Source organism: Rhizobium redzepovicii, from assembly GCF_019793435.1.
Lineage (GTDB): Bacteria > Pseudomonadota > Alphaproteobacteria > Rhizobiales > Rhizobiaceae > Rhizobium > Rhizobium redzepovicii.
The window spans coordinates 97,856-124,404 of record NZ_JAILYH010000019.1 but is presented as its reverse complement, the minus strand read 5'-3'; the positions used below and the strand labels follow the sequence as shown (position 1 = coordinate 124,404).

24 protein-coding genes and 1 pseudogene are annotated in these 26,549 nt (G+C 61.8%); 11 read left to right on the top strand and 14 right to left on the bottom strand.

From position 1 onward, the window contains the following. Nucleotide 1 precedes the first annotated feature (1 nt). The 4 genes from K6N12_RS26955 to K6N12_RS26940 all read left to right on the top strand — a co-directional run bounded on the left by K6N12_RS26955 (nucleotide 2) and on the right by K6N12_RS26940 (nucleotide 3,526). Complete coding sequence (locus K6N12_RS26955) at nucleotides 2-1,009, top strand: ABC transporter ATP-binding protein (protein ID WP_097626604.1); 1,008 nt, start codon at nucleotides 2-4, stop codon at nucleotides 1,007-1,009. After that, nucleotides 1,002-2,012 (top strand): ABC transporter ATP-binding protein, encoded by a 1,011-nt coding sequence (locus K6N12_RS26950; RefSeq protein ID WP_097626602.1) that lies wholly within the window; start codon nucleotides 1,002-1,004, stop codon nucleotides 2,010-2,012. Before K6N12_RS26955 ends, K6N12_RS26950 begins: the two co-directional genes overlap by 8 nt. Before the next feature lie 111 nt (nucleotides 2,013-2,123). Continuing rightward, the gene (locus K6N12_RS26945; RefSeq protein ID WP_097626600.1) at nucleotides 2,124-2,465 is read left to right on the top strand and encodes a hypothetical protein; all 342 of its coding nucleotides are present in this window, start codon (nucleotides 2,124-2,126) and stop codon (nucleotides 2,463-2,465) included. 140 nt (nucleotides 2,466-2,605) lie between these two features. Further along, nucleotides 2,606-3,526: a sugar kinase gene (locus K6N12_RS26940; protein ID WP_097626598.1), complete on the top strand. Its 921-nt coding sequence runs from the start codon at nucleotides 2,606-2,608 to the stop codon at nucleotides 3,524-3,526. Nucleotides 3,527-3,610: 84 nt separating this feature from the next. On the opposite strand, the gene gstI is transcribed toward K6N12_RS26940, so the two are convergent. After that, nucleotides 3,611-3,802 carry a glutamine synthetase translation inhibitor GstI gene (gene gstI / locus K6N12_RS26935; RefSeq protein WP_097626596.1) on the bottom strand — a complete coding sequence of 64 codons (192 nt, stop codon included), beginning with the start codon at nucleotides 3,800-3,802 and terminating at the stop codon, nucleotides 3,611-3,613. A gap of 429 nt (nucleotides 3,803-4,231) precedes the next feature. Here gstI and K6N12_RS26930 point away from each other — a divergent pair, with 429 nt between their 5' ends. Together K6N12_RS26930 and K6N12_RS26925 are read left to right on the top strand one after the other, a co-directional pair. Beyond that, complete coding sequence (locus K6N12_RS26930) at nucleotides 4,232-5,272, top strand: glutamine synthetase beta-grasp domain-containing protein (protein ID WP_088936412.1); 1,041 nt, start codon at nucleotides 4,232-4,234, stop codon at nucleotides 5,270-5,272. Between the two features lie 239 nt (nucleotides 5,273-5,511). Continuing rightward, nucleotides 5,512-6,693 carry a glycosyltransferase family 4 protein gene (locus K6N12_RS26925; protein WP_097626594.1) on the top strand — a complete coding sequence of 394 codons (1,182 nt, stop codon included), beginning with the start codon at nucleotides 5,512-5,514 and terminating at the stop codon, nucleotides 6,691-6,693. Nucleotides 6,694-6,698: 5 nt separating this feature from the next. Here the strand turns inward: K6N12_RS26925 and K6N12_RS26920 are convergent. The 4 genes and pseudogenes from K6N12_RS26920 to K6N12_RS26905 all read right to left on the bottom strand — a co-directional run. Next, a pseudogene (locus K6N12_RS26920) lies at nucleotides 6,699-6,830 on the bottom strand (lipase); the annotation flags it as partial. Between the two features lie 290 nt (nucleotides 6,831-7,120). Continuing rightward, entirely contained in the window at nucleotides 7,121-8,542 is a 1,422-nt protein-coding gene (gene der / locus K6N12_RS26915) for a ribosome biogenesis GTPase Der (protein ID WP_097626592.1), read from the bottom strand. A gap of 16 nt (nucleotides 8,543-8,558) precedes the next feature. Then, on the bottom strand, nucleotides 8,559-9,242 hold the full coding sequence (locus K6N12_RS26910) for a tetratricopeptide repeat protein (protein WP_097626590.1): 684 nt from the start codon (nucleotides 9,240-9,242) through the stop codon (nucleotides 8,559-8,561). A gap of 102 nt (nucleotides 9,243-9,344) precedes the next feature. After that, complete coding sequence (locus K6N12_RS26905; RefSeq protein ID WP_097626588.1) at nucleotides 9,345-9,929, bottom strand: NnrU family protein; 585 nt, start codon at nucleotides 9,927-9,929, stop codon at nucleotides 9,345-9,347. 122 nt (nucleotides 9,930-10,051) lie between these two features. On the opposite strand from K6N12_RS26905, the gene K6N12_RS26900 reads away from it, so the two are divergent. Next, nucleotides 10,052-11,041: a polysaccharide deacetylase family protein gene (locus K6N12_RS26900; protein WP_131711386.1), complete on the top strand. Its 990-nt coding sequence runs from the start codon at nucleotides 10,052-10,054 to the stop codon at nucleotides 11,039-11,041. Nucleotides 11,042-11,262: 221 nt separating this feature from the next. Here K6N12_RS26900 and sbmA read toward each other — a convergent pair whose 3' ends face one another. Then, a complete protein-coding gene (gene sbmA / locus K6N12_RS26895) occupies nucleotides 11,263-12,528 on the bottom strand; it encodes a peptide antibiotic transporter SbmA (protein WP_097626584.1) in 1,266 nt (421 codons plus the stop codon). A 125-nt stretch (nucleotides 12,529-12,653) separates the two neighbouring features. Next, entirely contained in the window at nucleotides 12,654-13,838 is a 1,185-nt protein-coding gene (locus K6N12_RS26890) for a YbfB/YjiJ family MFS transporter (RefSeq protein ID WP_097626817.1), read from the bottom strand. A 166-nt stretch (nucleotides 13,839-14,004) separates the two neighbouring features. Between K6N12_RS26890 and K6N12_RS26885 the strand changes: the two genes are divergently transcribed. Further along, nucleotides 14,005-14,589: a PadR family transcriptional regulator gene (locus K6N12_RS26885; RefSeq protein ID WP_097626582.1), complete on the top strand. Its 585-nt coding sequence runs from the start codon at nucleotides 14,005-14,007 to the stop codon at nucleotides 14,587-14,589. A 463-nt stretch (nucleotides 14,590-15,052) separates the two neighbouring features. On the opposite strand, the gene map is transcribed toward K6N12_RS26885, so the two are convergent. The 7 genes from map to glpK all read right to left on the bottom strand — a co-directional run bounded on the left by map (nucleotide 15,053) and on the right by glpK (nucleotide 21,496). Beyond that, the gene (gene map, locus K6N12_RS26880; protein WP_097626580.1) at nucleotides 15,053-15,811 is read right to left on the bottom strand and encodes a type I methionyl aminopeptidase; all 759 of its coding nucleotides are present in this window, start codon (nucleotides 15,809-15,811) and stop codon (nucleotides 15,053-15,055) included. 44 nt (nucleotides 15,812-15,855) lie between these two features. Then, nucleotides 15,856-16,917, bottom strand: coding sequence for an LLM class flavin-dependent oxidoreductase (locus K6N12_RS26875; RefSeq protein ID WP_222149019.1), 1,062 nt, complete (start codon nucleotides 16,915-16,917; stop codon nucleotides 15,856-15,858). A 294-nt stretch (nucleotides 16,918-17,211) separates the two neighbouring features. After that, the gene (locus K6N12_RS26870) at nucleotides 17,212-17,526 is read right to left on the bottom strand and encodes a GIY-YIG nuclease family protein (RefSeq protein ID WP_097626578.1); all 315 of its coding nucleotides are present in this window, start codon (nucleotides 17,524-17,526) and stop codon (nucleotides 17,212-17,214) included. A 112-nt stretch (nucleotides 17,527-17,638) separates the two neighbouring features. Next, nucleotides 17,639-18,112 (bottom strand): SRPBCC family protein, encoded by a 474-nt coding sequence (locus K6N12_RS26865; RefSeq protein WP_222149018.1) that lies wholly within the window; start codon nucleotides 18,110-18,112, stop codon nucleotides 17,639-17,641. Between the two features lie 97 nt (nucleotides 18,113-18,209). Next, a complete protein-coding gene (locus tag K6N12_RS26860; RefSeq protein WP_097626575.1) occupies nucleotides 18,210-19,469 on the bottom strand; it encodes an RNA polymerase sigma factor in 1,260 nt (419 codons plus the stop codon). Continuing rightward, complete coding sequence (locus K6N12_RS26855) at nucleotides 19,466-19,840, bottom strand: YciI family protein (RefSeq protein ID WP_097626573.1); 375 nt, start codon at nucleotides 19,838-19,840, stop codon at nucleotides 19,466-19,468. Before K6N12_RS26855 ends, K6N12_RS26860 begins: the two co-directional genes overlap by 4 nt. Nucleotides 19,841-20,002: 162 nt before the next feature. Then, nucleotides 20,003-21,496 (bottom strand): glycerol kinase GlpK, encoded by a 1,494-nt coding sequence (glpK, locus tag K6N12_RS26850; protein ID WP_097626571.1) that lies wholly within the window; start codon nucleotides 21,494-21,496, stop codon nucleotides 20,003-20,005. A 157-nt stretch (nucleotides 21,497-21,653) separates the two neighbouring features. Between glpK and K6N12_RS26845 the strand changes: the two genes are divergently transcribed. From K6N12_RS26845 to xdhB, 3 genes are all read left to right on the top strand, one after another. Further along, on the top strand, nucleotides 21,654-22,430 hold the full coding sequence (locus K6N12_RS26845) for a 3-hydroxybutyrate dehydrogenase (RefSeq protein ID WP_097626569.1): 777 nt from the start codon (nucleotides 21,654-21,656) through the stop codon (nucleotides 22,428-22,430). 28 nt (nucleotides 22,431-22,458) lie between these two features. Continuing rightward, nucleotides 22,459-23,925 carry a xanthine dehydrogenase small subunit gene (gene xdhA / locus K6N12_RS26840; RefSeq protein WP_097626567.1) on the top strand — a complete coding sequence of 489 codons (1,467 nt, stop codon included), beginning with the start codon at nucleotides 22,459-22,461 and terminating at the stop codon, nucleotides 23,923-23,925. 205 nt (nucleotides 23,926-24,130) lie between these two features. Continuing rightward, nucleotides 24,131-26,470, top strand: a complete 2,340-nt coding sequence (gene xdhB / locus K6N12_RS26835; RefSeq protein WP_097626813.1) for a xanthine dehydrogenase molybdopterin binding subunit — start codon at nucleotides 24,131-24,133, stop codon at nucleotides 26,468-26,470. Nucleotides 26,471-26,549 lie beyond the last annotated feature (79 nt).

Sequence of the window (26,549 nt, the reverse complement as noted above, 5' to 3'; positions counted from 1 at the left end):
AATGCCCTACGAAACACAAAAAGACATCCTCCTCGAACTCAAGAATTATTCGATCACCTTCAAAACGCCGGATGGAGAGGTGAAGGCGGTCTCGAACATGAACCTCACCGTCCGGCCCGGCGAACGCGTTGCCATTGTCGGCGAATCCGGTTCGGGTAAGAGCCAGACCTTCCTGGGCATCATGGGCCTTCTCGCCAAGAACGGGAGAACGACTGGACAGGCGCTGCTCGAAGGCAGGGATGTACTGTCGTTGAAACCGCGCGAGCTCGACCAGATCCGCGGCAAGGACATGGCGATGGTCTTCCAAGACCCGATGACCGCCTTGAATCCCTCGCTCAAGATTTCACGGCAGCTGACCGAACAGCTTGAGGTTCACCGCGGCCTGACGGCTCGCGCCGCATCGGACGCTGCCCTCGACATGCTGAAACGCGTCGGCATCCCCGACCCGACGCGGCGCTTTCACCTCTATCCGCATGAACTCTCAGGCGGCATGCGCCAGCGCATCGTCATTGCCATGGCGCTGCTCACCAAACCGAAGCTGCTCATCGCCGACGAGCCGACGACGGCGCTCGACGTCACCATCCAGGCGCAGATCCTCGATCTCTTCAACGACCTGACGGCGGAGATGAACACGGCCCTGATCATGATCACCCACGATCTCGGCGTCGTCGCCGGCCTCGCCGACCGCGTCGCCGTCATGTATGCCGGCCGCATCGTCGAGGAGGCGCCCGTCGACGAGCTCTTCGACAATCCCGCCCATCCCTATACGGCGGCGCTGCACGCCTCGATCCCACGCCCGGATCAGGATGTCGACGAGCTCGTCGTCATCCCCGGGCGCCCGCCGAACCTGCAGCACCTGCCGAAAGGCTGCAATTTCTCGCCGCGCTGTTCGCAGGTCCAGGACGATTGCATCGACCGTCCGCCGCCGCTCGAAACCCTGGCACCGCGCCACTGCGCCGCCTGCTACCACCCGTTCCCGCGTCGTGAGGAGTTGCTGAACCATGGCTGACCGATCGCTGCTAAGGGTCGAGAACCTGACGACCCAGTTCGAATTGCCGGCAAAGGGCTTGTTCAAGCCGCCGATTTTCCTCACCGCCGTCAACAATGTCAGCTTCGATCTCGCCGAAGGCCGCACCCTCGGCGTCGTCGGTGAATCCGGCTGCGGCAAGTCGACGCTCGGCCGCTCCATCCTACGGCTGTTGAAATCGCAAAAGGGCCGCATCCTATGGCAGGGCCGCAATCTTCTCGACCTCTCGGAGGAGGAAATGCGTGCCGCCCGCCGCGACATGCAGATCATATTCCAGGATCCGATCGCCTCGCTCGACCCGCGCATGACCGTTGGAGACATCATCGCCGAACCGCTCACCGTTTTCGAGCCGAAGCTTTCCAAGGCCGAGCGCACCGAACGTGTCCGCGAGATCATGACCGCCGTCGGGCTGGTGCCGGAGATGATCAACCGCTATCCCCACGAATTCTCCGGCGGCCAGGCGCAACGCATCGGCATTGCCCGCGCCGTCGTCACCAAACCGAAGCTGATCATCTGCGACGAGCCGGTTTCGGCCCTCGACGTCTCGATCCAGGGCCAGGTGATTACGCTTCTGCGTAAACTGCGCAAGGAGTTCGGCCTGACGCTGATCTTCATCAGCCACGACCTTTCCGTCGTCCGCCTGATCTCCGACGATGTGCTGGTGCTCTATCTCGGCCGAGTGGTAGAGGCAGGCGACTGCGCCACCGTCTTCGACCATCCCGCCCATCCCTATACGCAGGCGCTCTTTTCCGCAGCACCGATCCCGGATCCGAAGCTTGCGCGCCTGCGCACCCGCATCCGCCTGCAGGGCGATCCGCCCTCGCCGCTCAACCCGCCGAAAGGCTGTGTCTTCTCGCCGCGCTGCTGGAAGGCGACCGATATCTGTCGCACCGAAATGCCGCCGACCGAGGAGGTCCGTCCCGGCCAGAAGGCAGCCTGCTATCATATGGACAGGCCAATGAGCGGCGACGCAATCTCAGGATGAAGCGCTTGGAAAAGCGGACTTATTTTGGGTTCTAAAGTCCCCGATAAGAAAGATTTATCTGAGCACGTGCTAACTGTTTCCCGCCCAATCATGGGTTAGGGGAACGCATATATGAAATCGAGACTATCGGGATTGATCGCAGTTGCATCTGCGATCATCGCTGCCTCCGCCATTTCGGCACAGGCCGAAGATCTGAAGTTCAAGCTCACTAACGGCACCGACTCCGTCCTGACGCGCTTCTACAGCTCGCCGACCGGCGTCGCCGACTGGGAGGAAGACGTCTTCGGCGAAGACGTTCTCGATCCGGGCGAAAGCATCGATATCACCATCGCCGATGGCCGCACCGTCTGCAAATACGATATGCGCTTCGAGTTCGAGGAAGGCTCAAACCTCGCGACCACCGAAGATACGCAGGATCTTTGCCAGATGGGCAGCTACACCATCCACGAATAAGCAGCCCCCGCCGCCGCCCGCCTTCGCCATGTTCGCGAAGGCGGGCTTTTACCTCCTGCGATATCGGCATCCATATATCAACGCTTGTCACTCCGCCTGGCTCCGCGTATCAGCGATTAAGAGCAGTGCGGGAGGACAAGGTGAGCAGACGGTTTCTATCGATCGGTGAATGCATGGTGGAACTCTCGCAGGCAGGCGACGGCCTGCTGCGCAAAGGTTTCGCCGGCGATACTTTCAACACCGCCTGGTATGCCCGCGCCTGCCTTGGCCCCGACTGGTCGGTCGATTATTTTACGGCGCTTGGCGACGACGCCATGTCGGATGAAATGGTGGCCTTCATCGACAAGGCGGGCATCGGCACAAGCCTCATCCGCCGCATCAGGGGTAAAACGCCCGGCCTTTACATGATCAATCTGAAGAACGGCGAACGCTCCTTCAGCTACTGGCGCGACAGTTCGGCCGCCCGCAGCCTGGCCGCCGATCCCGACAGCCTGCGCGAGGCGGTGGAGAGCGCTGACCTCGTCTATTTCTCCGGCATCACCCTTGCCATCCTGCCGCAGGAGGACGCGGCAACGCTGCTCGCCGAAATCCGCCGCGCCAAGGCCGCCGGCAAGCTTGTGGTGTTCGACCCGAACATCCGGCCCCGCCTGTGGTCGAGCTATGACATCATGCACGCGACGATCAGCGAGGGCGCACGCTCCTCCGTCCTCATCATGCCGAGCTTCGACGACGAAGCCGCCCATTTCGGTGACGATTCCATTGAAGCGACGGTCCACCGCTATCGCGCGCTGGGCGCTGTCCATATCGTCGTCAAGAATGGCGCGGACGGGGTCAGGCTGAATTTCGCCGGCGAGGAGAGCTTCGTTCCGGCCGAGAAGGTCGAGCAAGTGGTCGATACCACCAGTGCCGGCGACAGCTTCAACGGCGCCTTCCTTGCGCACTATCTGGAAACAGCGGATGCGACCGCCGCCGCCCGCTTCGCCGCAGGCGTCGCAGCCCGTGTCGTCAGCGAACACGGCGCATTGGTGGCAAAGGAAAAACTCGGATTGGATGGCGGCTAAGCCCGCGCATAGAAATTCGGTACGAATGCCATGTACGAGGCGCTCCCCCGCCTCCTCGGCTGACCCGTTAAAATGGGTAGGACCTCAGGACTTCGTCGGCCGATCGGTCTCGCGAACCGCCTCGTCATGGTACCAGCAACTGTCAAGCGCCGCGTCGCAAATATCGGCGGCCTCGCGCTCCATCAGCTTGGCGCGTTCGAACCGGCTGGCGGCCCGCGGCGGCTTGACAGGAAACTGATAGATCGTTGCGGATTCACGATGGAAACCGGTGGGCATGAGATCGCCTCCATTCAGTTCGGCGCATCGACATTTAACGCCAGGACCATAACACGATGCACATAGTTTATGCAAATTGCACAAATTATATGCATATCCATATTATGATTGATCGATATGCTGTCTACAGCGAAAGCGCCCGCCTATTTGTTCAACACTTCATCACGCCAGGCTAACGTCGAAATTTTCATCCGGTTCCAAGCGGAAAACTCAGTTTCCTGCTGATGATACGGCCTTCAGCCGTCAAAACGGGGTGGTTTTTGCAAAAGCAAAATTCATCCCGACCGGCTGACCTGCGATTTTTCTTGTCCCGGCGGCCGAACTGGCACGCTACGTGCTTTTGAAGGTGCATCCCCTGGCGGTTGGGTGCGCTTGCGCGCCGAGATCGTCTCCGGATTTGCTCACCTTCGTAGCATTGAGAGAGTCACGATGACAAAATATAAGCTCGAGTATATTTGGCTCGATGGGTACACTCCGGTACCGAACCTGCGTGGCAAGACGCAGATCAAGGAATTCGACGTATTCCCGACGCTGGAACAGCTTCCGCTCTGGGGCTTCGACGGTTCGTCGACCATGCAGGCCGAAGGCCGCAGCTCCGATTGCGTGCTGAAGCCGGTCGCCATCTATCCCGACCCGGCTCGCACCAACGGCGCGCTCGTCATGTGCGAAGTCATGATGCCTGATGGCGTCACGCCGCACCCGAGCAACGCTCGCGCGACCATTCTCGACGATGAAGATGCATGGTTCGGCTTCGAACAGGAATACTTCTTCTACCAGAACGGCCGTCCGCTCGGCTTCCCCGAGCAGGGCTACCCGGCTCCGCAGGGCCCCTACTACACCGGCGTCGGCTATTCGAACGTCGGCGACGTCGCCCGCGAAATCGTCGAAGAACATCTCGACCTCTGCCTGGCTGCCGGCATCAACCACGAAGGCATCAATGCCGAAGTGGCCAAGGGCCAGTGGGAATTCCAGATTTTCGGCAAGGGCTCCAAGAAGGCCGCCGACCAGATCTGGATGGCACGCTACCTGCTGCAGCGCCTGACCGAAAAATACGGCATCGACATCGAGTATCACTGCAAACCGCTCGGCGACACCGACTGGAACGGTTCGGGCATGCATTGCAACTTCTCGACCAAGTACATGCGCGAAGTCGGCGGCAAGGCCTATTTCGAAGCACTGATGGCGCAGTTCGAAAAGAACCTGATGGACCACATCGACGTTTACGGTCCTGACAACGACAAGCGCCTGACCGGCAAGCACGAAACGGCTCCGTGGAACAAGTTCTCCTACGGCGTTGCCGACCGTGGCGCCTCGATCCGCGTCCCGCATTCCTTCGTCAAGAACGACTACAAGGGCTATCTGGAAGATCGCCGCCCGAACTCGCAGGGCTGCCCCTACCAGATCGCTTCCCAGGTTCTGAAGACGATTTCGGAAGTTCCGACTGCAAGCTCGGCTTCCGCTGCCGCTTAACCTCCCAAACGGCGCCGGTCCACGACCGGCGCCGTCCTTCTTTCCGCATGAAAACCGCGATCGGCCGCTGACATATTCGCGAGGATCGAGCCGCTGAAAGGCCTGCAAGCGCGGGCATGCGGCTGTAATATTTCCATCATGGTCATGCCTCAAAATAGGCAAGCGGGAATCGCCGTTCCGGAACCCCGCTTTGGGGTTGAGCGTTGGCATATCGATGCAACGCGGATGGAAATCGTGACATGCTGCAACGTCCGGCAAACACTCATCACAGCGAGAGCTGGGCCAATGCCACAGCCGCCGGCAACCTGCCCGAACGGTTGGTGATCATCACCGATGCCTGGCATCCGCAAGTCAACGGCGTTGTGCGCTCGATCGAGAACACCAATCGCGAGCTGGCCAAGATGGGCGTGGCTGTTTCCATGGTGACGCCGGAGCGCTTCAACAGCATCCCGTGCCCGACTTATCCCGAGATCCGCCTGTCGATCGCCAATTACCGCCGCATCGCCCGTGAGATCGAAAAACACAATCCCTCCTACGTGCATATCGCCACGGAAGGGCCGCTGGGGCTGACTGCCCGCCGCTGGTGCCTGCGCAAGGGCATGCCCTTCTCCACCAGCTACCACACGCGCTTTCCCGAATATGTTTCCGCCCGCCTGCCGATTCCGCAAAGCTGGCTTTATGCCTTCGTGCGCTGGTTCCATAATGGCGGCGCCGGCTGCATGGTCGCCACCCCGAGTCTTGCTCGCGAGCTTTCGGCACGCGGCATCAAGAACCTGATGCCCTGGACCCGGGGTATCGACGCCACGCAATTCCATCCCATGCCGCTTGAGGAACAGCCATTCGGCCTTCCGCGCCCGATCTTCATGACAGTCGGGCGCGTGGCGCTGGAGAAGAACCTGCCGGCCTTTCTCGATCTCGACCTGCCCGGTTCGAAGGTAGTGGTCGGCGACGGCCCGGCACGAGCCGAACTGGAGCAGCGCTATCCCGATGTGCACTTTACCGGTGTGAAGTTCGGCGAGGATCTGGCCAAAGCCTATGCCCAGGCCGATGTCTTCGTCTTTCCCTCGCTCACCGACACGTTCGGCAACACGATCCTTGAAGCGCTGGCATCGGGTGTCCCGGTCGCCGCCTATCCGGTCACCGGCCCGCTCGATATCATCGGCGAAGACAGCGAGGTCGGCGCGCTCGACCAGAACCTGCAAGCCGCCTGCCTTGCCGCCCTCTCCGCCTCGCGCATCAAGGCGCGCGAGCTTGCCATGCAATATTCCTGGGAAGCGGCGACGCTGCAGTTCATCAACAATATCCGCGCCGCCAACGGCGTCATTACGCCGAAATGGAAAAAGGCCTGGCAGTTTGCCAAATCGCTGCCTAGAACCAGAAAGCCTGGCGAAACCGCCGGGCCTCTCCCCTCCGCAGACTGATCTCCCCTGCTCGTACCGTTCCCGACGGCAATCGCGCTGCGCGCAGCAGATATTTCGGCGATGGCGTTCAAAGGCACAAAATCGTGGATCGTGCCGTTGTAGCGCATCGACGTGACGCGAACGCCGGCGAGCGACCACGACGCGGCGGATCTCACCCCGCTACAGGCCGATATCGTGGCGCTGCGCGAAGCGCAGGATAAGAGCGCGGCTTAGGTTCAGGACGACCGACATAGGGTGCGCATGAGGCGCCCCCTCTGCCTTGACGGGCATTTCCTCACAAGTGGGGAGATCGGCTGGGGTACCCGCTCGCTCCAACATCGATTGTTCGGGGAGATACTATCCGCCGGCGATCTCCACCCTTGTGGGGGAGATGCCCGGCAGGGCAGAGGGGGGTGCCCCAGGCCCCGGCAACGCCCCCAAAATAACCCTATGTCCGTCTCTTCTTGCCTTCGAACGGATTCTCAGCTGAACGGAAATGAATACGGATCGGCACGCTCGGCATGTCGAAATCGGCGCGCAAGCCGTTGATCAGATAGCGCGTATAGGATTCCGGCAGTGCGTCCGAACGGGTGCAGGAGATCATGAAGGCCGGCGGGCGGGCCTTGACCTGCGTCATGTATTTCAGCTTGATCCGGCGGCCGGACACGGCCGGTGGCGGATGCTGGATCTGCTGCGTTTCCAGCCAGCGATTAAGCTTCGCCGTCGAAATGCGCTTGTTCCAGACCCTGTCCGTGTCGATGATCGACTGCATCAGCTTGTCGAGCCCCCAGCCGGTTTGGCCGGAGATCGGCACGGCGCGGATGCCGCGCGCCTGCGGCAGCAGCCGGTCGGTCTTTTCGCGGAGATCCGCAAGCACTGCCTGCCGGTCTTCGATCATGTCCCACTTGTTGAAGGCGAGCACGGCCGCGCGGCCTTCGCGCAGCACGAGATCGACGATCTGCAGATCCTGCTTCTCGAAAGGGATCGTCGCGTCGAAGACGATGACGACGGTTTCGGCAAAACGGATGGCGCGCAGCGCGTCGGCGACGGAAAGCTTCTCCAGCTTCTCGGTCACCCGCGCCTTGCGGCGCATGCCTGCGGTATCGAACATTTTGATGGTGCGGCCGCGCCAATCCCATTCGACTGAAATGGAATCGCGGGTGATGCCTGCCTCCGGCCCGGTCAAAAGCCGGTCCTCGCCGAGGAAACGGTTGATCAGCGTCGACTTTCCGGCATTCGGCCGGCCGACGATCGCCACCCGGAGCGGCTTGGTGTCGTCATAGACGGGCTCTTCGTCCTCGTCGTCGCCTTCACCCGCGGCCTCGGAAATATCGACGTTGGTGACGGCGACATCCTCCTTGGCATAGGCGCGATCCTTGCCGATCGCCTCGACGATCGCGTCCCGCAGATCGAGCATGCCCTCGCCGTGTTCGGCCGAAATCGGTGTCGGCTCGCCGAGCCCGAGCGTATAAGCGTCATAGAAGCCGCTGTCGGAGCCGCGCGCTTCGGATTTATTGGCGACCAGCACCACCGGCTTGCCGCGCCGGCGCAGCATTTCGGCAAGCGCGGTGTCGACGGGCGTCAGTCCGTTCTTGGCATCGACGACGAAAAGCGAAAGATCGGCCTCGTCGATTGCCGCTTCCGTCTGGGCGCGCATCCGGCCCTGCAGGCTTTCTTCGTCGGCCTCTTCCAGACCGGCCGTGTCGATAATGGTAAAGGTCAGGCCCATCAGCCGCGCATCGCCCGGCCGGCGGTCGCGGGTCACGCCTGGCGTGTCGTCGACAAGCGCCAGCTTCTTTCCCACCAGGCGGTTGAAAAGCGTCGACTTGCCGACATTCGGACGACCGACGATCGCGACCGTGAAACTCATTCTTTTTCCTTAAAACTCAGCCCTGCGCGGCGGGCGCCTTGCCGGATGCGGTAATGAGATCAAGCATCATATGAGCGCGATTGGTAACATTGCGCGGGCTGTCGGTATCGTCGACGATTGACTGGAACCATTGCCGCGCCTGCGCCATGTTGCCGGCCTTATAAGAAGCAAGGCCGAGCGCTTCGCGTGCCGAATGACGGAAGGCGTTGCCCGGCACGGCCATTTCCTCGATCGCGGCCGAAACCTGTTCGTAGGAGCCGTTTTCGATCAGCAGCCAGCCGGCCCGCATTTTTGCGGCATCGCGCACGGCGGCCGGAACGCCATTATCCTTGCCGATCTCGTTGAAGGCGGCGATCGCCGTGGCAGCGTCGCCCTTCTGCGCCTGAACGGTCGCCGCCCGCATGCGCGCCAGCACCGGATAGGCGCCATGGCCTTCCTTTTCCAGCTTATCGAGCGCGGCCAGCGCTTCGTCGTTCTTGTTCTCGTCGGCAAGCTTCATCGCCGCCAGGAACTGGTCGCCGGCACCGGAGGAGCGGGTATCGTCCCAATATTCATAGAGAACCTTGCCGGCGGTGCCGACGACGATCAGGATGGCGACGACGATGATATAGCGGCCAAAGCGGCGCCAGACACCCTTCATCTGGTCGGACCGCAATTCCTCATTGACTTCACGGATGAAGCTGTCGTCGTTGAATGCCATTCTCGTCTCCGGCCGCGGAAATACCCAATACTATGCAAGATGCATATTGCCGGGCCTTCTACCCCATTTTGCCGCAGTTGTAAGGGGGATATGAAAGATTCGTTACATCACAAGCGGCGAAACGCCGATCAGCCATTCGTGCAGCTTCCAGATGATCAGCGCCCAGACGACGATGCCGATGACGATCGCATAGAGATCGTATTTGGCTGACACGAACGGCCGGAGCACGATCTCGCCCGCCCGCTGCCGCCGTTTCAGCGAAATGCGCAGGATGACGCCCCAGGCGAGAAAGGCTGCAAACAGCAGCACCGACGACGTCTCGCCATTGGCGAGCAGATGCGCCAGCGCCCAGATCTTCACCGACAGCACCATCGGATGTTTGGTCTTGGTCGCAATGTGCCCCGCCGGCAGCAGCGAGGCGACCAGACAGATCATCGCGATCAGCATCAAGGTAATGGTGATATGCGCCATCCAGACCGGCGGATTGTAAAGCACGCCGGTCACCTGCCGGGCCTGGCCGAATCCGTAGATCAACAGGATCAGCGTGGCGAGACTCGCGACGGAATAAGCCGCTCGCCAGCCCTTCTCGCCAAGGCTTGCGATCATCGAGGCGCGGAAGCCGGGGGCGACCACCCGCAAAAGATGCACCCCGAGGAAAAGTATGATGCCGACGATAAGCAATGCCATGGCGGATCCCTTCCGTGCCGTTTGTCATGGCTTAGCGGCTAGCGGGAAAAAATACCAGTTGAGACCGCAGCTTCGCCGCAATTCTATCGGAGGGAAACCGCGAACAAATTGTCGCGGTGCCCATGTCTCGTCCTCTCCTCTCCGCCTGTCTGGCTGCCTCCTTCATTCTGCCTGTCACGGCAGAGGCGGCCGACCGGCCGAAACAGCTGGTCATCATCTCTTTCGACGGCGCCCACGACAATGCGCTCTGGCTGAAAAGCCGCGAGATGGCGGCAAAGAACGGCGCCCATTTCACCTATTTCCTCTCCTGCACCTTCCTGATGAACGAGGCGGCGAAGAAGGCCTACCGGGCGCCGCACCAGAGACGCGGAAAGTCCAATGTCGGCTTCGCCCAGAGCGACGACGAAATCCGCGAACGCCTCGGCAATATCTGGCATGCCCATCTCGAAGGTCACGACATATCGAGCCACGCCTGCGGCCATTTCGATGGCCGCGAATGGAGCGAGGCCGACTGGTCGGCCGAATACGCCACCTTCCACACAACCCTGAAGAATGCCTGGAAAGGCGTCGGTCTGGACGAGCCGGCCGGCTGGCGGGATCTGGTCGATCATGGCATCAAGGGTTTCCGCGCCCCCTACCTCTCCGCGACCGCGGGCGCCGACATGATCGCCGCCGAAAAGAAGGCGGGCTTCAGCTATGACGCGAGCCTCGTCACCAAAGGCCCGGCTATGCCTGTCGAGGAGGACGGCATTATCCGCTTCGGCCTGCCGCTGATCCCTGAAGGCCCAAGCGAAAAACCGATCATCGGCATGGACTACAATCTCTTCGTGCGCCACTCCAAGGGCGAGGAAGACAGCGCGGATTCGAAAGAATTCGAGGACCGCGCCTATGCCGCCTTCTCCCAAGCCTTCGACCGCCAGTACAACGGCAACCGCATCCCGCTCCAGCTTGGCTTCCACTTCGTCGAGATGAACGGCGGCGCCTACTGGCGCGCCCTCGACCGGCTGGTCGGCGACGTCTGCCACCGAGAGGACGTCGCCTGTGTCAGCTATTCCGAAGCGATCCCGATGATCGAGGCGCGGGGGAGATTGCAGCAGACGTCGGGGCTGTGACAGTACTTTTCGAGACTGAGACGAGGTGCCGTGCGGCCCCGTCATCCGCTTGCCGGCACCTTCTCCGCGCTCGGCGCGCTAGGGAAAAGGGATAAGCCGCAGAATTTCGACTCCCTCTTCTCCCCTCGGGGAGAAGGCGCCCGTAGGGCGGATGACGGGGCGACACGGCAGGTGAGGTATTTCCCGTTGCCGCCTGCCTCCCCATCGGACAATCTCACCCATCAGCCATCCGCGTGTACGGCGCCGGCTTCACGCTCCAGATAGCGCTGATCGATCTCCGGCAACGGCTCATCATCGATTGCCGCCTCGAAGGCCTTCAGGCGTTTGTGGATGGAAAGTAGCTCGATAATCGTCGTCCAGGCGTTGACGAGATACTGGAATGAGTTGCTGACCTGACCGAAGGCGGTCGAAATCTGCTGGAAGATGCCATAGGTGATGGCGCCGGCCACGATCGTCGGCACCAGCATGAAGATGACGAAGAGCGCGTCCGCCTGACTGTAGAAATTGCGGGCGACGTTAAAATACATGTAGTGAAAATACATCCGGTAATAGTTGCGACGAACATTGTCGAAGAGTTCGCGCACCGTCAGTGGCTGGGCCCTTTCCGCATGGTCTTCGCCGTAGACGAGTTCCTTGCGATAGGCCGCTTCAACGCGCTGATTGCGGAAGTTCAGACCCGGCAGCTTGATGCCGACAACCGCCAGCAGCACGGTGCCGAAAGCCGACCAAAAGAGCGCTAGCCAGAAGAGCGAATTCGCCACCGGTCCGATGACCGGCAGCGCGGTCACGTAATGCGAGAGCGCCAGCAGGATCGGGAGGAAGACGACAAGCGTCATCACCGAGTTGATGAGGCTGATGCCGAGCACTTCGAGCGTGCTTGCAAAACGCATCGTATCTTCCTGAACGCGCTGTGAGGCGCCCTCGATATGGCGCAGCTTTTCCCACTTCGACATGTAGAAATTGTTCATCGCCGTGCGCCAGCGGAAGATGTAGTGGCTGGTGAAGAAGTCGGTCATGATCGACACGAACATGCTGAGAAATGCGATCTGACAGAAGACCCACATCAGGTCGTAGAAATTATCGACGCTAATGCCCGGCTGCTTCGACAATGCGTTCTGCAAAAGATCGCCGAACGGCCGGCGCCAGTTGTTGATCACGACGGTAATCTGGACGCCGAAATAGGTCACGAAGATGATGAGTGCCGAACCCCAGATCGACCACAGCTTCCAGGGATGGTGCAGCGCCTTCAGATGCCATGCGCCGCAGAAGATCACCGCCGAAAGAAAGAAATGGCTATAGAACCAGAGGTTTTCGGGCAGCAGGAAGAACGAAAGATCGATCGGCTGCTGGTCTTCCGGAACAGGTCCATAACCGAGCGATACACCGAGATGAGCGGCGAACAGATACCAGCCGGCGATGCAAATCAGGGTCCAAATGACGAGCGAAGTAAAAAACGCCTTCGGCTGGGGAAAAAAGGAATGAAACACGGGGAGCTTTGCTTTCCTGAACTGTGAGTCTCGGGAGTGTCGTCGAACACTGATTGTGCCGGAAACTAAGGCAGTTCGAAGGAAGCAGCAATGGGTTTAGCCGATTGTTACGCAGATGTAACGGGTTAAGCGATTTTCTTGATCACCGGCATCACCAGTCCCGCGCAGGCAACGAGTGCCGCCGCAGCAATCACCGTCGGAACGGTGAAACTGCCCGAGCGTTCGGCGATCCAGCCGGCAACGACAGGCCCGACGATCTGGCCGACACCGAAGGCGGCCGTCATCATCGCCAGGATCCGCCGCGGGCTTTCGGGGGAAAGCTTGCGGCCGATCTGCAGCCCGTAAGCGGTGATCGCCAGGAAGGTCGCCCCGAACAGCGCCCCGCCGATCAGCGGTGCGGCAGAGTGCGGCAGCATGACGGTTGCGAGCACGCCGGCGGCTTCGACCAGAAGTGCTGCGACATAGACGCCCCCGAGCCCGAGCGGCCTGACCAGCGGCTTCCAGGCAAACAGCGCCACCGCCGACGTCAGGCCGGCGATGAACCAGCAGAGAAATTCGACAAAGGCACCCGTGGCTGACAGGCGGGCGATGGTGACGAGGAAGGTCGCGGTGATCACATAGCCGAAGCCGAACAGGCCGTAGGACAGCGTGATCAGCACCATCGGCCGGCTCCAGACGAGGGCCGGCTCTTTGCCCGTGCGCGCCGATTGCGCCGGCGCCGACGGCAAGAGCAGGAAGACGATGACGAGGCTTGCCGCGCAGTAGAGCGCGCCGCCGATCCAGTCGGCGCGCCAGCTGTCCGGGCGGCCGTGAAAGCCGAGGCCGATGAGAAACACCATGATCGAGGACAGCGCGATCCCCGCTCCCGGCCCGCCGAAATGCGCTGCCTGCACATGGTCGTTGCCGGCGGAAGCCCCGTGGCTGAGCACGATCGATGAGGTGAAGACCATCGCAAAGGCGCTGGCGAGGCCGGCCAGGAACCGGATGACGGCAAAGACTGCGACGGAATTTGTGGCGGCCATGGCGGCGAGCAGGATTGCGGTCGCAAGCAGTGCCGAGAGCGCCACCAGCCGTTCGCGCCCCGCCGCCCAGCCATAGGCGGCAAGCACGGCGCCGACGAGATAACCGACGAAATTCGCCGAAGCAATAAAACCGGCATCCGCCGCCGAAAGCGGCACGCCACTCATCATGCCGGGCAGGATCGGCGTGTAGGAGAAACGCCCGAAGCCCATGGCCGCCGCCATCGCAACGGCGCCGGCAGCGGCAGTGGAAACAAGGTTCGGCGGGGAATGACGGATGCGCTCAAGCATGCAGCGCTTATCGCGCCGCAGCACCTGCGCGACAATCAAGTAATTCTGATCGGTCGATCAATTTCCGGAAACATGAAAAATTCCTCGCCTCCCTTGAAAGCAATTATCTTACGATATATGTTTTAAGACATAGCCAACGATACATCCAACGATGAAAGGAAAAGTCATGAGAGGTTTTAAAGGCGGCATGTTCGGCGACGCTTTCCGCATGGGCCGCAAATTTGCGGCCGGCGATCTGCAGCTCGTCATTCTGGCGCTGCTCGCTGAGCAACCCCGCCACGGCTATGAATTGATAAAGTTGCTGGAGGAACGCTCCGGGGGCTTCTACGTGCCGAGCCCCGGCGTTATCTACCCGGCGCTCACCTATCTCGAGGAAACCGGTCTTGCCGAGGTGGAGAACGAGGGCACCAAGAAACTCTACAGCATCACCGACGCCGGCCGCCGCCGCGTCGAGGAAAACCGCGACATGATCCTGCACACACTCGCCAAGCTGGAACGCATCGGTGAGAAGATGGCCTATGTGAAGCGCGTCTTCGAAACCGACCGCCACGGCGCCGACGAGGGTGACGACGGCGATTTCATGCAGGACGGCGGCGATATCCGCGCCGCTCGCATGCTGCTGCGCTCGGCACTGCGCATGCGTTATCCCTGGTCAAAGCCCGAGGCCGCCCGCATTGCCGGCATACTGGAACGTGCGGCGACGGAAATCCTGCAGGGCGGCAGGCCGCAAACGCGGGGTGAAGACGGGTGATGCCAAGGTACAAGGGATGAGGCGCTCGAGGATACCGCACTGGTGCCCAAGAGGGCCTCATCCTGAAGCGCCCCGCAGGGGCCTCGAAGGACGGGACGGGTGCACCGATGCCGGATGAATGCAAGAAGCGACGTTGTGGCGTACTTCGAGGCTCCGCCCTACTGGCTGCGCACCTCAGCATGAGGAACGTTGGTGGATGCCGCGCTTGTAGAAGCGGGCGTTGCAGGATGCCGTGCCGACACTCAAGCCCCCTGAGATGCCGCCGCCTACACTCAAGAGAGCCTCATCCCGAGGTGCCCCGCAGGGGCCTCGAAGGACGGGGCGGGCGCACTGATGCCGGATGAATGCAAGAAGCGAAGTAGCAGTATGATCATTCGAGGCTCCGCCCCACGGGCTGCGCACCTCGGCGTAGGAAGCGTCGGAGGATGCCGCACGTAAGGGAGCTCCGCCTCTGCGCGTTTCCCTACGCCCGCCCGTCCGGCAAAGTCAGAATCACCGGCCCGTTGCGCGTTGCCACAACCGTATGTTCATATTGAACGGTCGGCGCCTTCGGATCGGCATAAAGCGTCCATGCATCGTCGCCGCCCTCCGCCCAGGTCGCGCCGAGCGACAGGAAAGGCTCGACGGTAAAGACGAGCCCATCCGTCATGACGCGTTTTTCCGAAGGGTCCGGCCAGGTCGAGAGTTCGGCCGGCTCCTCGTGAAGCGAGCGGCCGACACCGTGGCTCGCCAGATTGGCGACCAGCGTATAGCGGTTCTTCTGCGCGAAGGCGCCGACGGCGGTGCCGATCTTTGCCAACGGCTCGCCCGATTTCACCTGATTGAGCCCGACCCAGAGCGCCCGCTTGCCGTCACGGCAGAGCTTGTCGATCTTCGGCTTGACCGGCGGCATCGCGAAGGAAGCGCCGGTATCGGCAAAGAAGCCGTCCTTCTCCGCCGAGACGTCGATGTTGACGAGGTCGCCGGCGCGGATGACGCGCGACCCGGGAATGCCGTGGGCGATTTCCTCATTGACGCTGATGCAGGTCGCCCCCGGAAACTGGTAGCAGAACTCCGGCGCCGAGCGCGCGCCCGAATCCTCGAGCACCTTACGGCCGATCCGGTCGAGCTCCAGCGTCGTCATGCCGGGCTCCATCGCCGCCGCCATCACCTGGATGGCGTTGGCGCAGATCCGGCCGATCTCCTTGAGCTTTGTCAGTTCGTCGTCGTTTGCGATAACCATTCGTCTGTTCCGGCTTTGCGCAGGGGCGACCGCAGCCGCCTTGGTTAGGCCGTGGCTTTCGCCCCTTCGCCGCTTTCAGTCAATGCCTTTCTGACGATCGGCGCGACTTTCGTCCCGTAGAGCTCGATGCCGCGCATGATCTCGGCATGTGGCATCAGGCCGATCGCCATCTGCAGCAGGAAGCGGTCGTTCTTGAAGAGTGCGTGATGGGCGATAATCTTTTCGGCGACCACCTCGGGATCCCCAACGAAGAGCGCACCGTTCGGTCCGCGCGACATATCGAACTGTGCCCGGCTCGTCGGCCCCCAGCCGCGCTCGCGGCCGATGCGGTTCATCACTTCGGCCTGCGGTCCGTAAAACTGTTCGGCGGCCGCCTCTGTCGTATCGGCGATGAAGCCGTGGACATTGATGCTGCTCTTCAGCTTGGCCTGATCCTGCCCTGCCCGGCGCGCGGCCTCCCGGTAGAGATCGAAGAGTGGCGCGAACCGGCGCGGCTCGCCGCCGATGATCGCCAGCGCCACCGGCAGGCCGAGCGCACCGGCGCGCGCCACCGACTGCGGCGTGCCGCCAACGGCGATCCACAACGGCAACGGATCCTGCAGAGGCCTGGGATAGACGCCGCGCCCCCGGATCGGCGCGCGGAGCTCGCCGCTCCAGTCGACCGTCTCGCCATCGCGCAACGCCAGCAGCAGATCGAGCTTCTCTTCGAAAAGCTGGTCGTAGTCCTCGAGATTGTAGCCGAACAGCGGGAAGGACTCGATGAAGGAGCCGCGCCCCGCCATGATCTCGGCGCGGCCGTTCGAAATTAGATCCAGCGTCGAAAACTGCTGGAAGACGCGCACCGGATCATCGGAGGAAAGCACAGTGACGGCGCTGGTCAGCCGGATGTTTTTCGTCTTGACGGCCGCCGCCGCCAGCGCGACGGCAGGCGCCGACGCCGCATAATCCGGCCGATGATGTTCGCCGAGCCCGAAGACATCGAGCCCCACCTGATCGGCAAGCTCGATCTCCTCGATCAGATGCTTCAGCCGTTCGGCCCCTTCCGCACCCTTGCTGCGGGAGGGATTGGGATTGACATCCGCAAACGTATAAAGACCCAGTTCCATCGTCGGCATCCTGTTGAATTCCGCCAGGAGATAAGGATCGCCGAGACCGAGCGCAAATACAAACTCTGGAACGGAATGTTCGAGAATTTCGATAGTGGCGTGATGTTTTCTGCAGCGTGGTAAGAGTCTTTGCGCCGTAGACACGGCGCTGCTGGACTGTGACGAGCACAGGAATGAGGGAGCAAGGGGTGCACGCCGTGCTCCCATATCGCCTATCATACAAAGCACAACTCCCTCATTCCTGTGCTCGTCACAGGAATCCAGCAGTTGCGCGTCCGCGCGACGAGACACTCGTCACAGACCGAGAAGATGAAACGAAATATCCTCCCACGCAGGATTATCCCGCTCGATCAGATTAAGCTTCCACTGCCGCGGCCATTTCTTGATCGTCTTCTCCCGTGTGATCGCTGTCGTCAGCAGATCATGCTCCTCAAGCCACACCAGCGTCTTGACGCCATATTTCGATGTGAAGCCCGGCGTCAGCTCATTCTGATGCTCGTATAACCGCCCGGCTAGGTCCCGCGTCACGCCGGTATAGAGCATGCCGTTGCGTCCAGATGCGAGGATGTAGACGTATCCTTTATCTCTGCAGATTGGCACAGGACACATCCGACGTCGACAGAGACACGGCCACGCTCAGCCCCCAATTCGACTCTCAATTCAACGACTTGAAGGCGCCGGCGGAATCATCTTTCGAGCCACCTCAACTCGCACTGAAGCGTCAGGACGGCGCCTTCGCCAGCAATTCCGCCAGCTGATCTGCGGCCTTGCCCCATCCTTCATGGAAGCCCATTTTCTCGTGCGTTTCCTTGTCCTCCGCGCGCCAGTGCAATGCCTTGGCGGTATATTTCGTGCGGCCATTGCCGAGGTCTTCGAGCAGGATGACGCCGGTGAAGAAAGGTTTTTCGGCAGGCACCCAGGCGCTGGTATAGGCATCGGTGAAGACGATCTTCTCGTTCTCGATGATCTCGAGATAGACGCCGCGGTTCGGGTACCGATTGCCCTCGGGATCCTGCATGACGATCACGCTGGAACCGCCGGGGCGAACGTCGAGCGTTGCTTCCGCAACACCCCAGGGGCGTGGAACGAACCACTGCTTCATGAGATCGGGATCGGTCCACGCCTTGTAGATTTTCTCGCGCGGGACGTCGAATTCGCGAACGAGGACGAGTTCATGTTGGGTGCTGGCGGTCATTTCAACATCTCTCCATTTGAATAAACCTGTTTCTGTCAGGTTGTTACAAGGACGTGCCGAAGTTCGCCGTTCCGACAAAGCGCCGATTTTTTCTTGATTATTTCGCGACCGGCTGCGTCGCCTCTTCCTGCATCTTGTCGATCTGCCGGCGGATATGGGCGGCCTCCGCCGCCGAATGGGCAAGCGCGATGGCGCGGTCGAAGGCTTCGCGCGCCTGGCCGGTCAAGCCAAGCTGCTTCAGCAGCCCGCCCCGCAGGCCGTGATAGTAGAAATAGCCGCCGAGCTTTTCGCCCAGCGGATCGATCAGATCGAGCGCCTGCTGCGGCCCGTGCAGTTTGGAAACAACGACCGCGCGATTGAGTGTCACCACAGGAGAAGGCTGCACACGTTCCAGCGCGCGGTAGAGCAGATCGATTTCCACCCAGTCGGTGTCTTCGGCGCGCTTCGCCCGGGAATGGATGGCGGCGATGGCCGCCTGAAGCTGATACGGGCCGGGCCGGCGGTGTCGCAGCGCTTTGTCGAGCAGCGCCAGGGCCTCGTTGATGAAGGGCTGGTTCCAGAGCGAGCGGTCCTGATCTTCCAGCAGCACAATCTCGTCTTCGGCGCTGAAGCGCGCCGGCCGGCGCGATATCTGCAGAAGCATCAGTGCAAGCAGCCCCATCAGCTCCGGTTCGGACGGAAAGAGGTACAGGATCAGCCGTGCCAGCCGGATCGCCTCGTCGCTGAAGGCGGCCGCCTCATGCTTCGGGTCGGCCTGGCTGTAGCCCTCGTTGAAGACGAGATAGATCATCGTGCTGACGATCGTAAGACGCTCGGCCCTTTCCTCAGCGCTCGGCGTTTCGAACGGCACGCCGGCCTTGGCGACGCGTGCCTTGGCGCGGGTGATGCGTTGCTCCATGGCGCTTTCCGACACCAGGAAGGCGCGGGCGATCTGCGTCACCGAAAGGCCGGAAACGATGCGCAGCGCCAGCGCGATCTGCTGGGTCGCCGGCAGGTCCGGGTGGCAGCAGATGAAGAGAAGCCGCAGGATATCGTCGCGATAGTGGGAATCGTCCAGCCGCTCGGCAATATCGCTTTCGGCATCCTCGGTATCGGAGATCGTATCCTCGTCCGGCAGGGCCTGGAGCTTTGACCGCTTGCGCACCGCGTCGATCCCGCTGTTTCGGGCGACGAAGATCAGCCAGGCTGTGGGATCGCGTGGCGGCCCTTTTTCCGGCCATGTCCGGATCGCCCTCAGGCATGCCTCCTGAAAAGCCTCTTCCGCGGTATCAAGATTGCGGAAATAGCGCAGCAGCGCACCGAGCGCCTTCGGGCGGGCCGAGGCAAGGGCAAGGTCGATCCAGGCAATGTCTGTCATGATGAAGCATCTCCCGGCCTGAAGACGTAGAACGGCCGAATTTCGTAAGAGGTGGAACCCGGATTGACGGAGGAAAGCTGTTTCGAGAAGGCGACCGCCTCGTCGAGCGTTTCGAAGTCGACCAGGTAGAAGCCGAGAAGCGCCTCTTTCGTTTCCGCAAAAGGCCCGTCGATGACCAAAGGCTCGTCCTTGCCCTTACGCACGGTGGTCGCAGCCGTCGTCGGCATCAGCCGGCCAACGGGGCCGAGCTTGCCGGATGCGGCAAGCGGCTCCTGCACGGCATAGAGCTTCTCCATGACGGCGGCCTCTTCCTCCTTCGTCCAGGCGAAGACGGTTTCCTCATGGGCGTAACAAAGGATTGCATAAAGCATTGCTCACTCCTCTTTCCGAATGACGAAGGAGTAGCCGCTTAGCCGACAGGCCGCATCAAAAAATTCTGGATAGGATTCGTGATCTTCCGGAGCACGGCAACGCTCCGGCGGAAGAAATAGCCGGATGCTGCGTGGAGACACCCTAGGCCTACATCGCGTTCCTCACCCCTCGCTCAGCGTCCGCCTGACCGCGCTCTTCCAGCCCTTGAGCTTTGCCGCCCGCACCTTCTCATCCATGTCGGGCTCGAACCGCCGGTCCCGCTTCCATGTCGCTGAAAAACCGTCCCTGTCCGGCCAGACCCCTGCCCGGCTGCCAGCAAGCCAGGCAGCACCCAGCGCCGTCGTCTCCAGGATCACCGGGCGGTCGACCGGGGCGTCGAGCAGATCGGCCAGGCGCTGCATCGTCCAGTCGGAGGCGACCATGCCGCCATCGACGCGCAGCACCGTGTCGTCGCCACCGTTCTTCCAGTCCTTCTGCATGGCGTCGAGCAGATCGCGGGTCTGGTAGCAGACAGCTTCGAGTGCCGCCCTGGACAGTTCCGCCGGGCCGCTGTTGCGTGTCAGCCCGAAGATCGCGCCGCGCGCCTTGGCATCCCAATGCGGTGCGCCAAGCCCCGTGAAGGCGGGCACGAGATAGACCTCCTGCGTCGGATCGGCCTTTTCGGCAAGCGCATTGGTCTCGGCGGCGCTGCCGATGATCCCGAGCCCGTCCCGCAGCCATTGCACCGCCGCGCCAGCGATGAAGATCGACCCCTCAAGCGCATAGGTCGTCTCGCCGTTCAGGCGATAGGCGATGGTGGTCAGCAGCCGGTTTTTCGAACGGACCATATCGGCGCCGGTGTTGAGCAAAGCGAAACAGCCGGTGCCGTAGGTCGATTTCAGCATGCCCGGTGCAAAACAGGCCTGACCGATGGTCGCCGCCTGCTGGTCGCCGGCAACCCCGAGAATCGGGATCGCGGCGCCGAAGATATCAGGATCGACCGTGCCGAAATCGGAGGCGCAATCCTTCACCTCAGGCAGCATGGCGGCCGGCACGCGCAAAATATCGAGCAGATCCTCATCCCAGGCGTTTTCGGCGATATTGTACATCAGCGTGCGCGAGGCGTTGGTGGCGTCGGTGCCGAAGCTCTTGCCGCCGGTCAGCCGCCAGATCAGGAAGGTATCGATCGTACCGAAGCAGAGATCGCCCCTGGCGGCGCGCGCCCGGGCGCCCTTGACGTTGGCGAGCATCCAGGAAAGCTTGGTGCCGGAAAAATACGGGTCGAGGATCAGGCCGGTCTTCTTGGTGAACAACCGCTCCAGATCCTGCCGTTTCAGATTGTCGCAATAGCTTGCCGTGCGCCGGTCCTGCCAGACGATGGCGTTCTGGATCGGCCGGCCGGTCTCGCGTTCCCAGACGACCACCGTCTCGCGCTGGTTGGTGATGCCGAGCGCGGCAATATCCTTGGCCGTGATCCCGGCGTCGCGCAGCGCCATGTTGACGGTGGAGACGACCGAGTCCCAGATTTCCTCGGGATCGTGCTCGACCCAGCCGGATCGCGGATAGATCTGAGTGAATTCCTTCTGGCCCTTGCCGGCGACATGCATTTCGCCGTCGAAGACGATCGCCCGCGTCGATGTCGTTCCCTGATCGATCGCCAGAACATATCCACTCATGCAATTCCCTCCTCTAGCATGTCGATTATCGTGACAAATCAATAAGACACGGATGCGGGTGAGAAAAGCGAATAAAGCGGAATTGCCAGCCTGCCGGCTTTGGGCATAACCTCGCCACTAACGTTGCAACGCAGCATCGGCCTGTCAGGAGAAAAATATGAGCAGATCAGTCGTCGTCACCGGTTCCACCAGCGGCATCGGCCTTGCGATCGCCACCGCCTTTGCCGAAACCGGCGACAACGTCGTCATCAACGGTTTCGGAAATGCCGATGAAATCAAGGCGATCGTCGCACGGCTTGAATCAGTATCCAAGGCCCGGGCGATCTACCATCCGGCCGATATGACCAAGCCCGCCGAGATCGCCGACCTGATCGAAACGGCGGCAAAGACCTTCGGCACCGTCGATGTCCTGGTCAACAATGCCGGCATCCAGCATGTCGAAAAGATCGAGGACTTCCCGATCGAGAAATGGGATCAGATCATCGCCATCAATCTGTCGAGCTCCTTTCACACGATGCGCGCCGCCATCCCGCTGATGAAGGCGAAGAAGCACGGCCGCATCATCAACATCGCCTCGGCGCACGGGCTCGTCGCCTCTCCCTTCAAATGCGCCTATGTCGCAGCAAAACATGGTATATTAGGTCTGACGAAGACGGCCGCCCTGGAGCTTGCCGAATTCGGCGTGACGGTCAACGCCATCTGCCCCGGCTATGTGCTGACGCCGCTGGTCGAGAAGCAGATACCCGATACCGCCAAGGCCCGCGGCATGACCGAGGAACAGGTGAAGAGCGAGGTCATCCTCAAGGCGCAGCCGACCCGTGAATTCGTCAAGGCCGAAGAAATCGGTGCGCTGTCGCTTTACCTTGCCAGCGACGCCGCCCGGCAGGTGACGGGAACGCATATCTCGATTGACGGTGGCTGGACTGCGGCTTAACCATTTGGAAAAAACAACCGGGAATATCATGAACGACAGCATCCGCTTCATCCTGAATGGCGAGGACATCGCGCTCGCCGATGTCGGCCCGACCGAGACGTTGCTCGATTTCCTGCGGTTGAAGCGACGCCTGACGGGCACCAAGGAAGGATGCGCGGAAGGCGATTGCGGCGCCTGCACCGTGCTCGTCGGCCGGCTCGCCGACGGCAAGCTCACCTATGAATCCGTCAATGCCTGCATCCGTTTCATCGGCTCGCTGCATGCGACCCATGTGGTGACGGTCGAGCACTTGGCCGGCCGGGACGGCGCATTGCATCCGGTGCAGCAGGCATTGGTCGATTGTCATGGCTCGCAGTGCGGCTTCTGCACTCCGGGCTTCGTCATGTCGCTCTATGGCCTATGGCTGACGAAGGAAAATCCCGGCCGCCGCGAGATCGAAAAGGCGCTGCAAGGCAATCTCTGTCGCTGCACCGGCTACGAGCCGATCGTCAAGGCCGCCGAGCAGGTGAGCCTGATGCGGCCGAGCGCGCTCTTCGACCCGCTGGAGCGGACACGTTCGGAAATCGTCGCTCGGCTCTGGGCAATACAGACAAGCAGCACGATCAGGATTGCCAAGGACGAAGACCGGCTGATCATTCCGGTTTCGCTTCAAGCGCTGACCGAAGTCCTCTCGCAGGAGCCCGACGCGATCGTCGTCGCCGGTTCGACCGATGTCGGTCTCTGGGTGACGAAGCAGATGCGGCGGCTGAGCCCCGTCGTCTTCATCAATCACTTGAGCGAACTGCAGTCGGTCACCGAAAGCGAGCAGGGCGTCACCATCGGCGCCGGGGTCAGCTATAGCGGCGCCTTCGCCGCAATCTCGAAAAAGATCCCGGCGCTTGGGCGGTTGATCGATCGCATCGGCGGCGAGCAGGTGCGCAACATGGGCACGATCGGCGGCAATATCGCCAACGGCTCGCCGATCGGCGACAGCCCTCCGCCGCTGATCGCGCTGGGCGCAACGCTGACGCTGCGCTCCCTGGAAGGCCAGCGCAAAATGCCGCTCGAAGATTTTTTCATTGCCTACGGCAAGCAGGATCGGAAGCCCGGCGAATTCGTCGAGAGCGTCTTCGTGCCCTATCCCAAGACAACCAGCCGCTTTGCCGCCTACAAGATCACCAAGCGCCGCGACGAGGATATCACCGCCGTGCTCGGCGCCTTCCTGCTGACGCTCGATGAAGCGGAAGTGGTCACGGACATCCGCATCGCCTTCGGCGGCATGGCCGCAACGCCGAAACGCGCCCCCACGGTCGAAGCCGAACTGATGGGCAAACCATGGACGGAAGCGACGATCGAAGCCGCCCGCCCCGCGTTTGACGCCGACTACCAGCCGCTGACCGACTGGCGCGCCACGGCGGAATACCGGCAGCTGACGGCAAAGAACCTGCTGACGCGGTTTTATCTGGAGACAGTTGGAGCGCCGGCGGAACTGAAGCGGTTCGAGGAGGTGGCGTGATGGTTTGTTTCACCAACCGGCCTTCTGCCGCCACCATTTTGCCCCTCACCCTAACCCCCTCTCCGCTTGCGGGGAGAGGGGGCGTGCCCTGCGCGATGGTTGAGAGAGGGAAATACGGTGCGGCATATCCTTTCTCCCCGTCAGAACGGGGAGAAGGTGGCGGCAGCCGGATGAGGGGCAGCACCGGCTGCGGAGGGCTCATCTAATGGACAAGTCCACCTTCGAAAACCCCAAGGTCGTCATATCGGGCCCCATGCACGGCTCGCTGCGGCATGATTCAGCGCATAAACATGTCACCGGAAGTGCCGATTATATCGACGATATTCCCGAACCCGCCGGCCTGCTGCACGGCGCACTCGGCCTTTCCGATCGGGCGCATGCCGAAATCATCAGCATCGATCTTTCCGCTGTCGCCGCCTATCCCGGCGTCGTCTGGGTTTTCACCGGCAAGGACGTGCCCGGCGTCAACGACACCAGTTCTAACGGCAGCCATGACGAGCCGCTGCTTGCTGAAACCTTAGTTCAGTTCCACGGCCAGCCGATCTTTGCCGTCATCGCCGAGACACGCGACGCGGCGCGACGCGCCGCCCGGCTGGCGAAGATCGACTATCGCGAACTGCCGCACTGGCACGATATCGACGGCGCGCTCGCCAATGGGGGCCCGCTGGTCATCACCCCGATGACGCTCCAGCGCGGCGAGCCGGAAACGGAAATGCCGAATGCTCCAATGCGTCTGAAAGGGCAGATGCGCATCGGCGGACAGGAGCATTTCTACCTCGAAGGCCATATCGCCGTGGCGATCCCCGGCGAGGACGACGAGGTCACCGTCTGGTCCTCGACCCAGCATCCGAGCGAGATCCAGCACATTGTCGGCCACGTGCTCGATATCCCGTCGAACGCGGTCACCGTCAACGTGCGCCGCATGGGCGGCGGCTTCGGCGGCAAGGAGACGCAGGGCAACCAGTTCGCAGCCCTTGCGGCGATCGCCGCCAAGAAGCTCGGCCGCGCCATCAAATTCCGCCCCGACCGCGACGAGGATATGAGCGCCACCGGCAAGCGCCATGATTTCCTGGTCGACTACGAAATAGGCTTCGATGCCGAAGGCCGCATCCACGCGGTTAACGCGACCTACGCGGCGCGCTGCGGCTTCTCCTCCGATCTCTCGGGGCCGGTGACCGACCGCGCCATGTTCCACGCCGACTCCAGCTATTTCTACCCGCATGTACATCTGCAGTCGAAACCGTTGAAGACGCACACCGTCTCCAACACCGCCTTCCGCGGCTTCGGCGGACCCCAGGGCATGCTCGGCGCTGAACGCTTCATCGAGGAAATCGCTTACGCCCTCGGCAAGGACCCGCTCGATATCCGCAAGCTGAATTTCTACGGCCAGCCGGGCTCCGGGCGCACGCTGACGCCCTACCACCAGGAGGTCGAGGACAATATCATCGCCCGCATCGTCGAGGAGTTGGAGGAAACTGCCGAATACCGCGCGCGGCGCAATGCCGTCATCGGCTTCAACCGCGATAGCCGCTATATCAGAAAAGGCATCTCCCTGACGCCGGTCAAATTCGGCATCTCCTTCACCATGACCGCCTTCAACCAGGCGGGCGCCCTCGTCCACATCTATCAGGACGGGTCGATCCATCTGAACCATGGCGGCACCGAAATGGGCCAGGGCCTTTATACCAAGGTGGCGCAGGTGCTGGCCGACAGTTTTCAGGTCGATATCGATCGGGTGAAGATCACCGCGACGACGACGGCCAAGGTGCCGAACACCTCGGCCACCGCCGCCTCCTCCGGCTCGGACCTGAACGGCATGGCAGCTTATGACGCCGCCCGCCAGATCAAGGAACGACTGGTGGCCTTTGCCGCCGAAAAATGGGATGTGGCGCCCTCCGACGTCGTCTTCCTGCCGAACCGTGTGCGCGTCGGCGAAATCGAGATCCCCTTCCCTGATTTCATCAAGCAGGCCTATTTCGCCCGCGTCCAGCTGTCCGCCACCGGCTTCTACAAAACGCCGAAGATCCACTGGGACCGCAAGGCCGGCCGCGGCACGCCCTTCTATTATTTCGCCTATGGCGCCGCCTGCACCGAGGTTTCGATCGATACGCTGACCGGCGAGTACCTGATCGACCGCACCGACATCCTCCACGATGTCGGCCGCTCGCTGAACCCGGCAATCGACCTCGGCCAGGTCGAGGGCGCTTTCGTCCAGGGCATGGGATGGCTGACAACGGAAGAACTCTGGTGGGATGACAAGGGACGGCTGCGCACCCATGCGCCCTCAACATACAAGATCCCGCTCGCCTCCGACCGCCCGAAGATCTTCAACGTCCGCCTTGCCGAATGGTCGGAGAGCGCAGAGGCCACCATCGGCCGCTCCAAGGCCGTCGGAGAGCCGCCCTTCATGCTGGCGATCTCGGTGCTGGAAGCGTTATCGATGGCAGTCGCCAGCGTGGCGGACTACAAGGTCTGCCCAGGGCTCGACGCGCCGGCGACGCCGGAGCGGGTGCTGATGGCGGTGGAGCGGATGAAGCGGGTTTAGGATGAGAAGGCGTTCGGCTGGTTTATTGCGTCAGCGGGACCGGCGGCGCGGGTGGCACCCCCCTCTGTCCTGCCGGACA

Bases quoted from the DNA above. Each gene is read 5' to 3' on its own strand.
- K6N12_RS26955 (WP_097626604.1), top strand. From the start codon at position 2: ATGCCCTACGAAACACAAAAAGACATCCTCCTCGAACTCAAGAATTAT.
- K6N12_RS26950 (WP_097626602.1), top strand. From the start codon at position 1,002: ATGGCTGACCGATCGCTGCTAAGGGTCGAGAACCTGACGACCCAGTTC.
- K6N12_RS26945 (WP_097626600.1), top strand. From the start codon at position 2,124: ATGAAATCGAGACTATCGGGATTGATCGCAGTTGCATCTGCGATCATC.
- gstI (WP_097626596.1), bottom strand. From the start codon at position 3,802: ATGCCCACCGGTTTCCATCGTGAATCCGCAACGATCTATCAGTTTCCT.
- K6N12_RS26930 (WP_088936412.1), top strand. From the start codon at position 4,232: ATGACAAAATATAAGCTCGAGTATATTTGGCTCGATGGGTACACTCCG.
- K6N12_RS26925 (WP_097626594.1), top strand. From the start codon at position 5,512: ATGCTGCAACGTCCGGCAAACACTCATCACAGCGAGAGCTGGGCCAAT.
- der (WP_097626592.1), bottom strand. From the start codon at position 8,542: ATGAGTTTCACGGTCGCGATCGTCGGTCGTCCGAATGTCGGCAAGTCG.
- K6N12_RS26910 (WP_097626590.1), bottom strand. From the start codon at position 9,242: ATGGCATTCAACGACGACAGCTTCATCCGTGAAGTCAATGAGGAATTG.
- K6N12_RS26905 (WP_097626588.1), bottom strand. From the start codon at position 9,929: ATGGCATTGCTTATCGTCGGCATCATACTTTTCCTCGGGGTGCATCTT.
- K6N12_RS26900 (WP_131711386.1), top strand. From the start codon at position 10,052: ATGTCTCGTCCTCTCCTCTCCGCCTGTCTGGCTGCCTCCTTCATTCTG.
- K6N12_RS26890 (WP_097626817.1), bottom strand. From the start codon at position 13,838: ATGCTTGAGCGCATCCGTCATTCCCCGCCGAACCTTGTTTCCACTGCC.
- K6N12_RS26885 (WP_097626582.1), top strand. From the start codon at position 14,005: ATGAGAGGTTTTAAAGGCGGCATGTTCGGCGACGCTTTCCGCATGGGC.
- map (WP_097626580.1), bottom strand. From the start codon at position 15,811: ATGGTTATCGCAAACGACGACGAACTGACAAAGCTCAAGGAGATCGGC.
- K6N12_RS26875 (WP_222149019.1), bottom strand. From the start codon at position 16,917: ATGGAACTGGGTCTTTATACGTTTGCGGATGTCAATCCCAATCCCTCC.
- K6N12_RS26870 (WP_097626578.1), bottom strand. From the start codon at position 17,526: ATGTGTCCTGTGCCAATCTGCAGAGATAAAGGATACGTCTACATCCTC.
- K6N12_RS26865 (WP_222149018.1), bottom strand. From the start codon at position 18,112: ATGACCGCCAGCACCCAACATGAACTCGTCCTCGTTCGCGAATTCGAC.
- K6N12_RS26860 (WP_097626575.1), bottom strand. From the start codon at position 19,469: ATGACAGACATTGCCTGGATCGACCTTGCCCTTGCCTCGGCCCGCCCG.
- K6N12_RS26855 (WP_097626573.1), bottom strand. From the start codon at position 19,840: ATGCTTTATGCAATCCTTTGTTACGCCCATGAGGAAACCGTCTTCGCC.
- glpK (WP_097626571.1), bottom strand. From the start codon at position 21,496: ATGAGTGGATATGTTCTGGCGATCGATCAGGGAACGACATCGACGCGG.
- K6N12_RS26845 (WP_097626569.1), top strand. From the start codon at position 21,654: ATGAGCAGATCAGTCGTCGTCACCGGTTCCACCAGCGGCATCGGCCTT.
- xdhA (WP_097626567.1), top strand. From the start codon at position 22,459: ATGAACGACAGCATCCGCTTCATCCTGAATGGCGAGGACATCGCGCTC.
- xdhB (WP_097626813.1), top strand. From the start codon at position 24,131: ATGGACAAGTCCACCTTCGAAAACCCCAAGGTCGTCATATCGGGCCCC.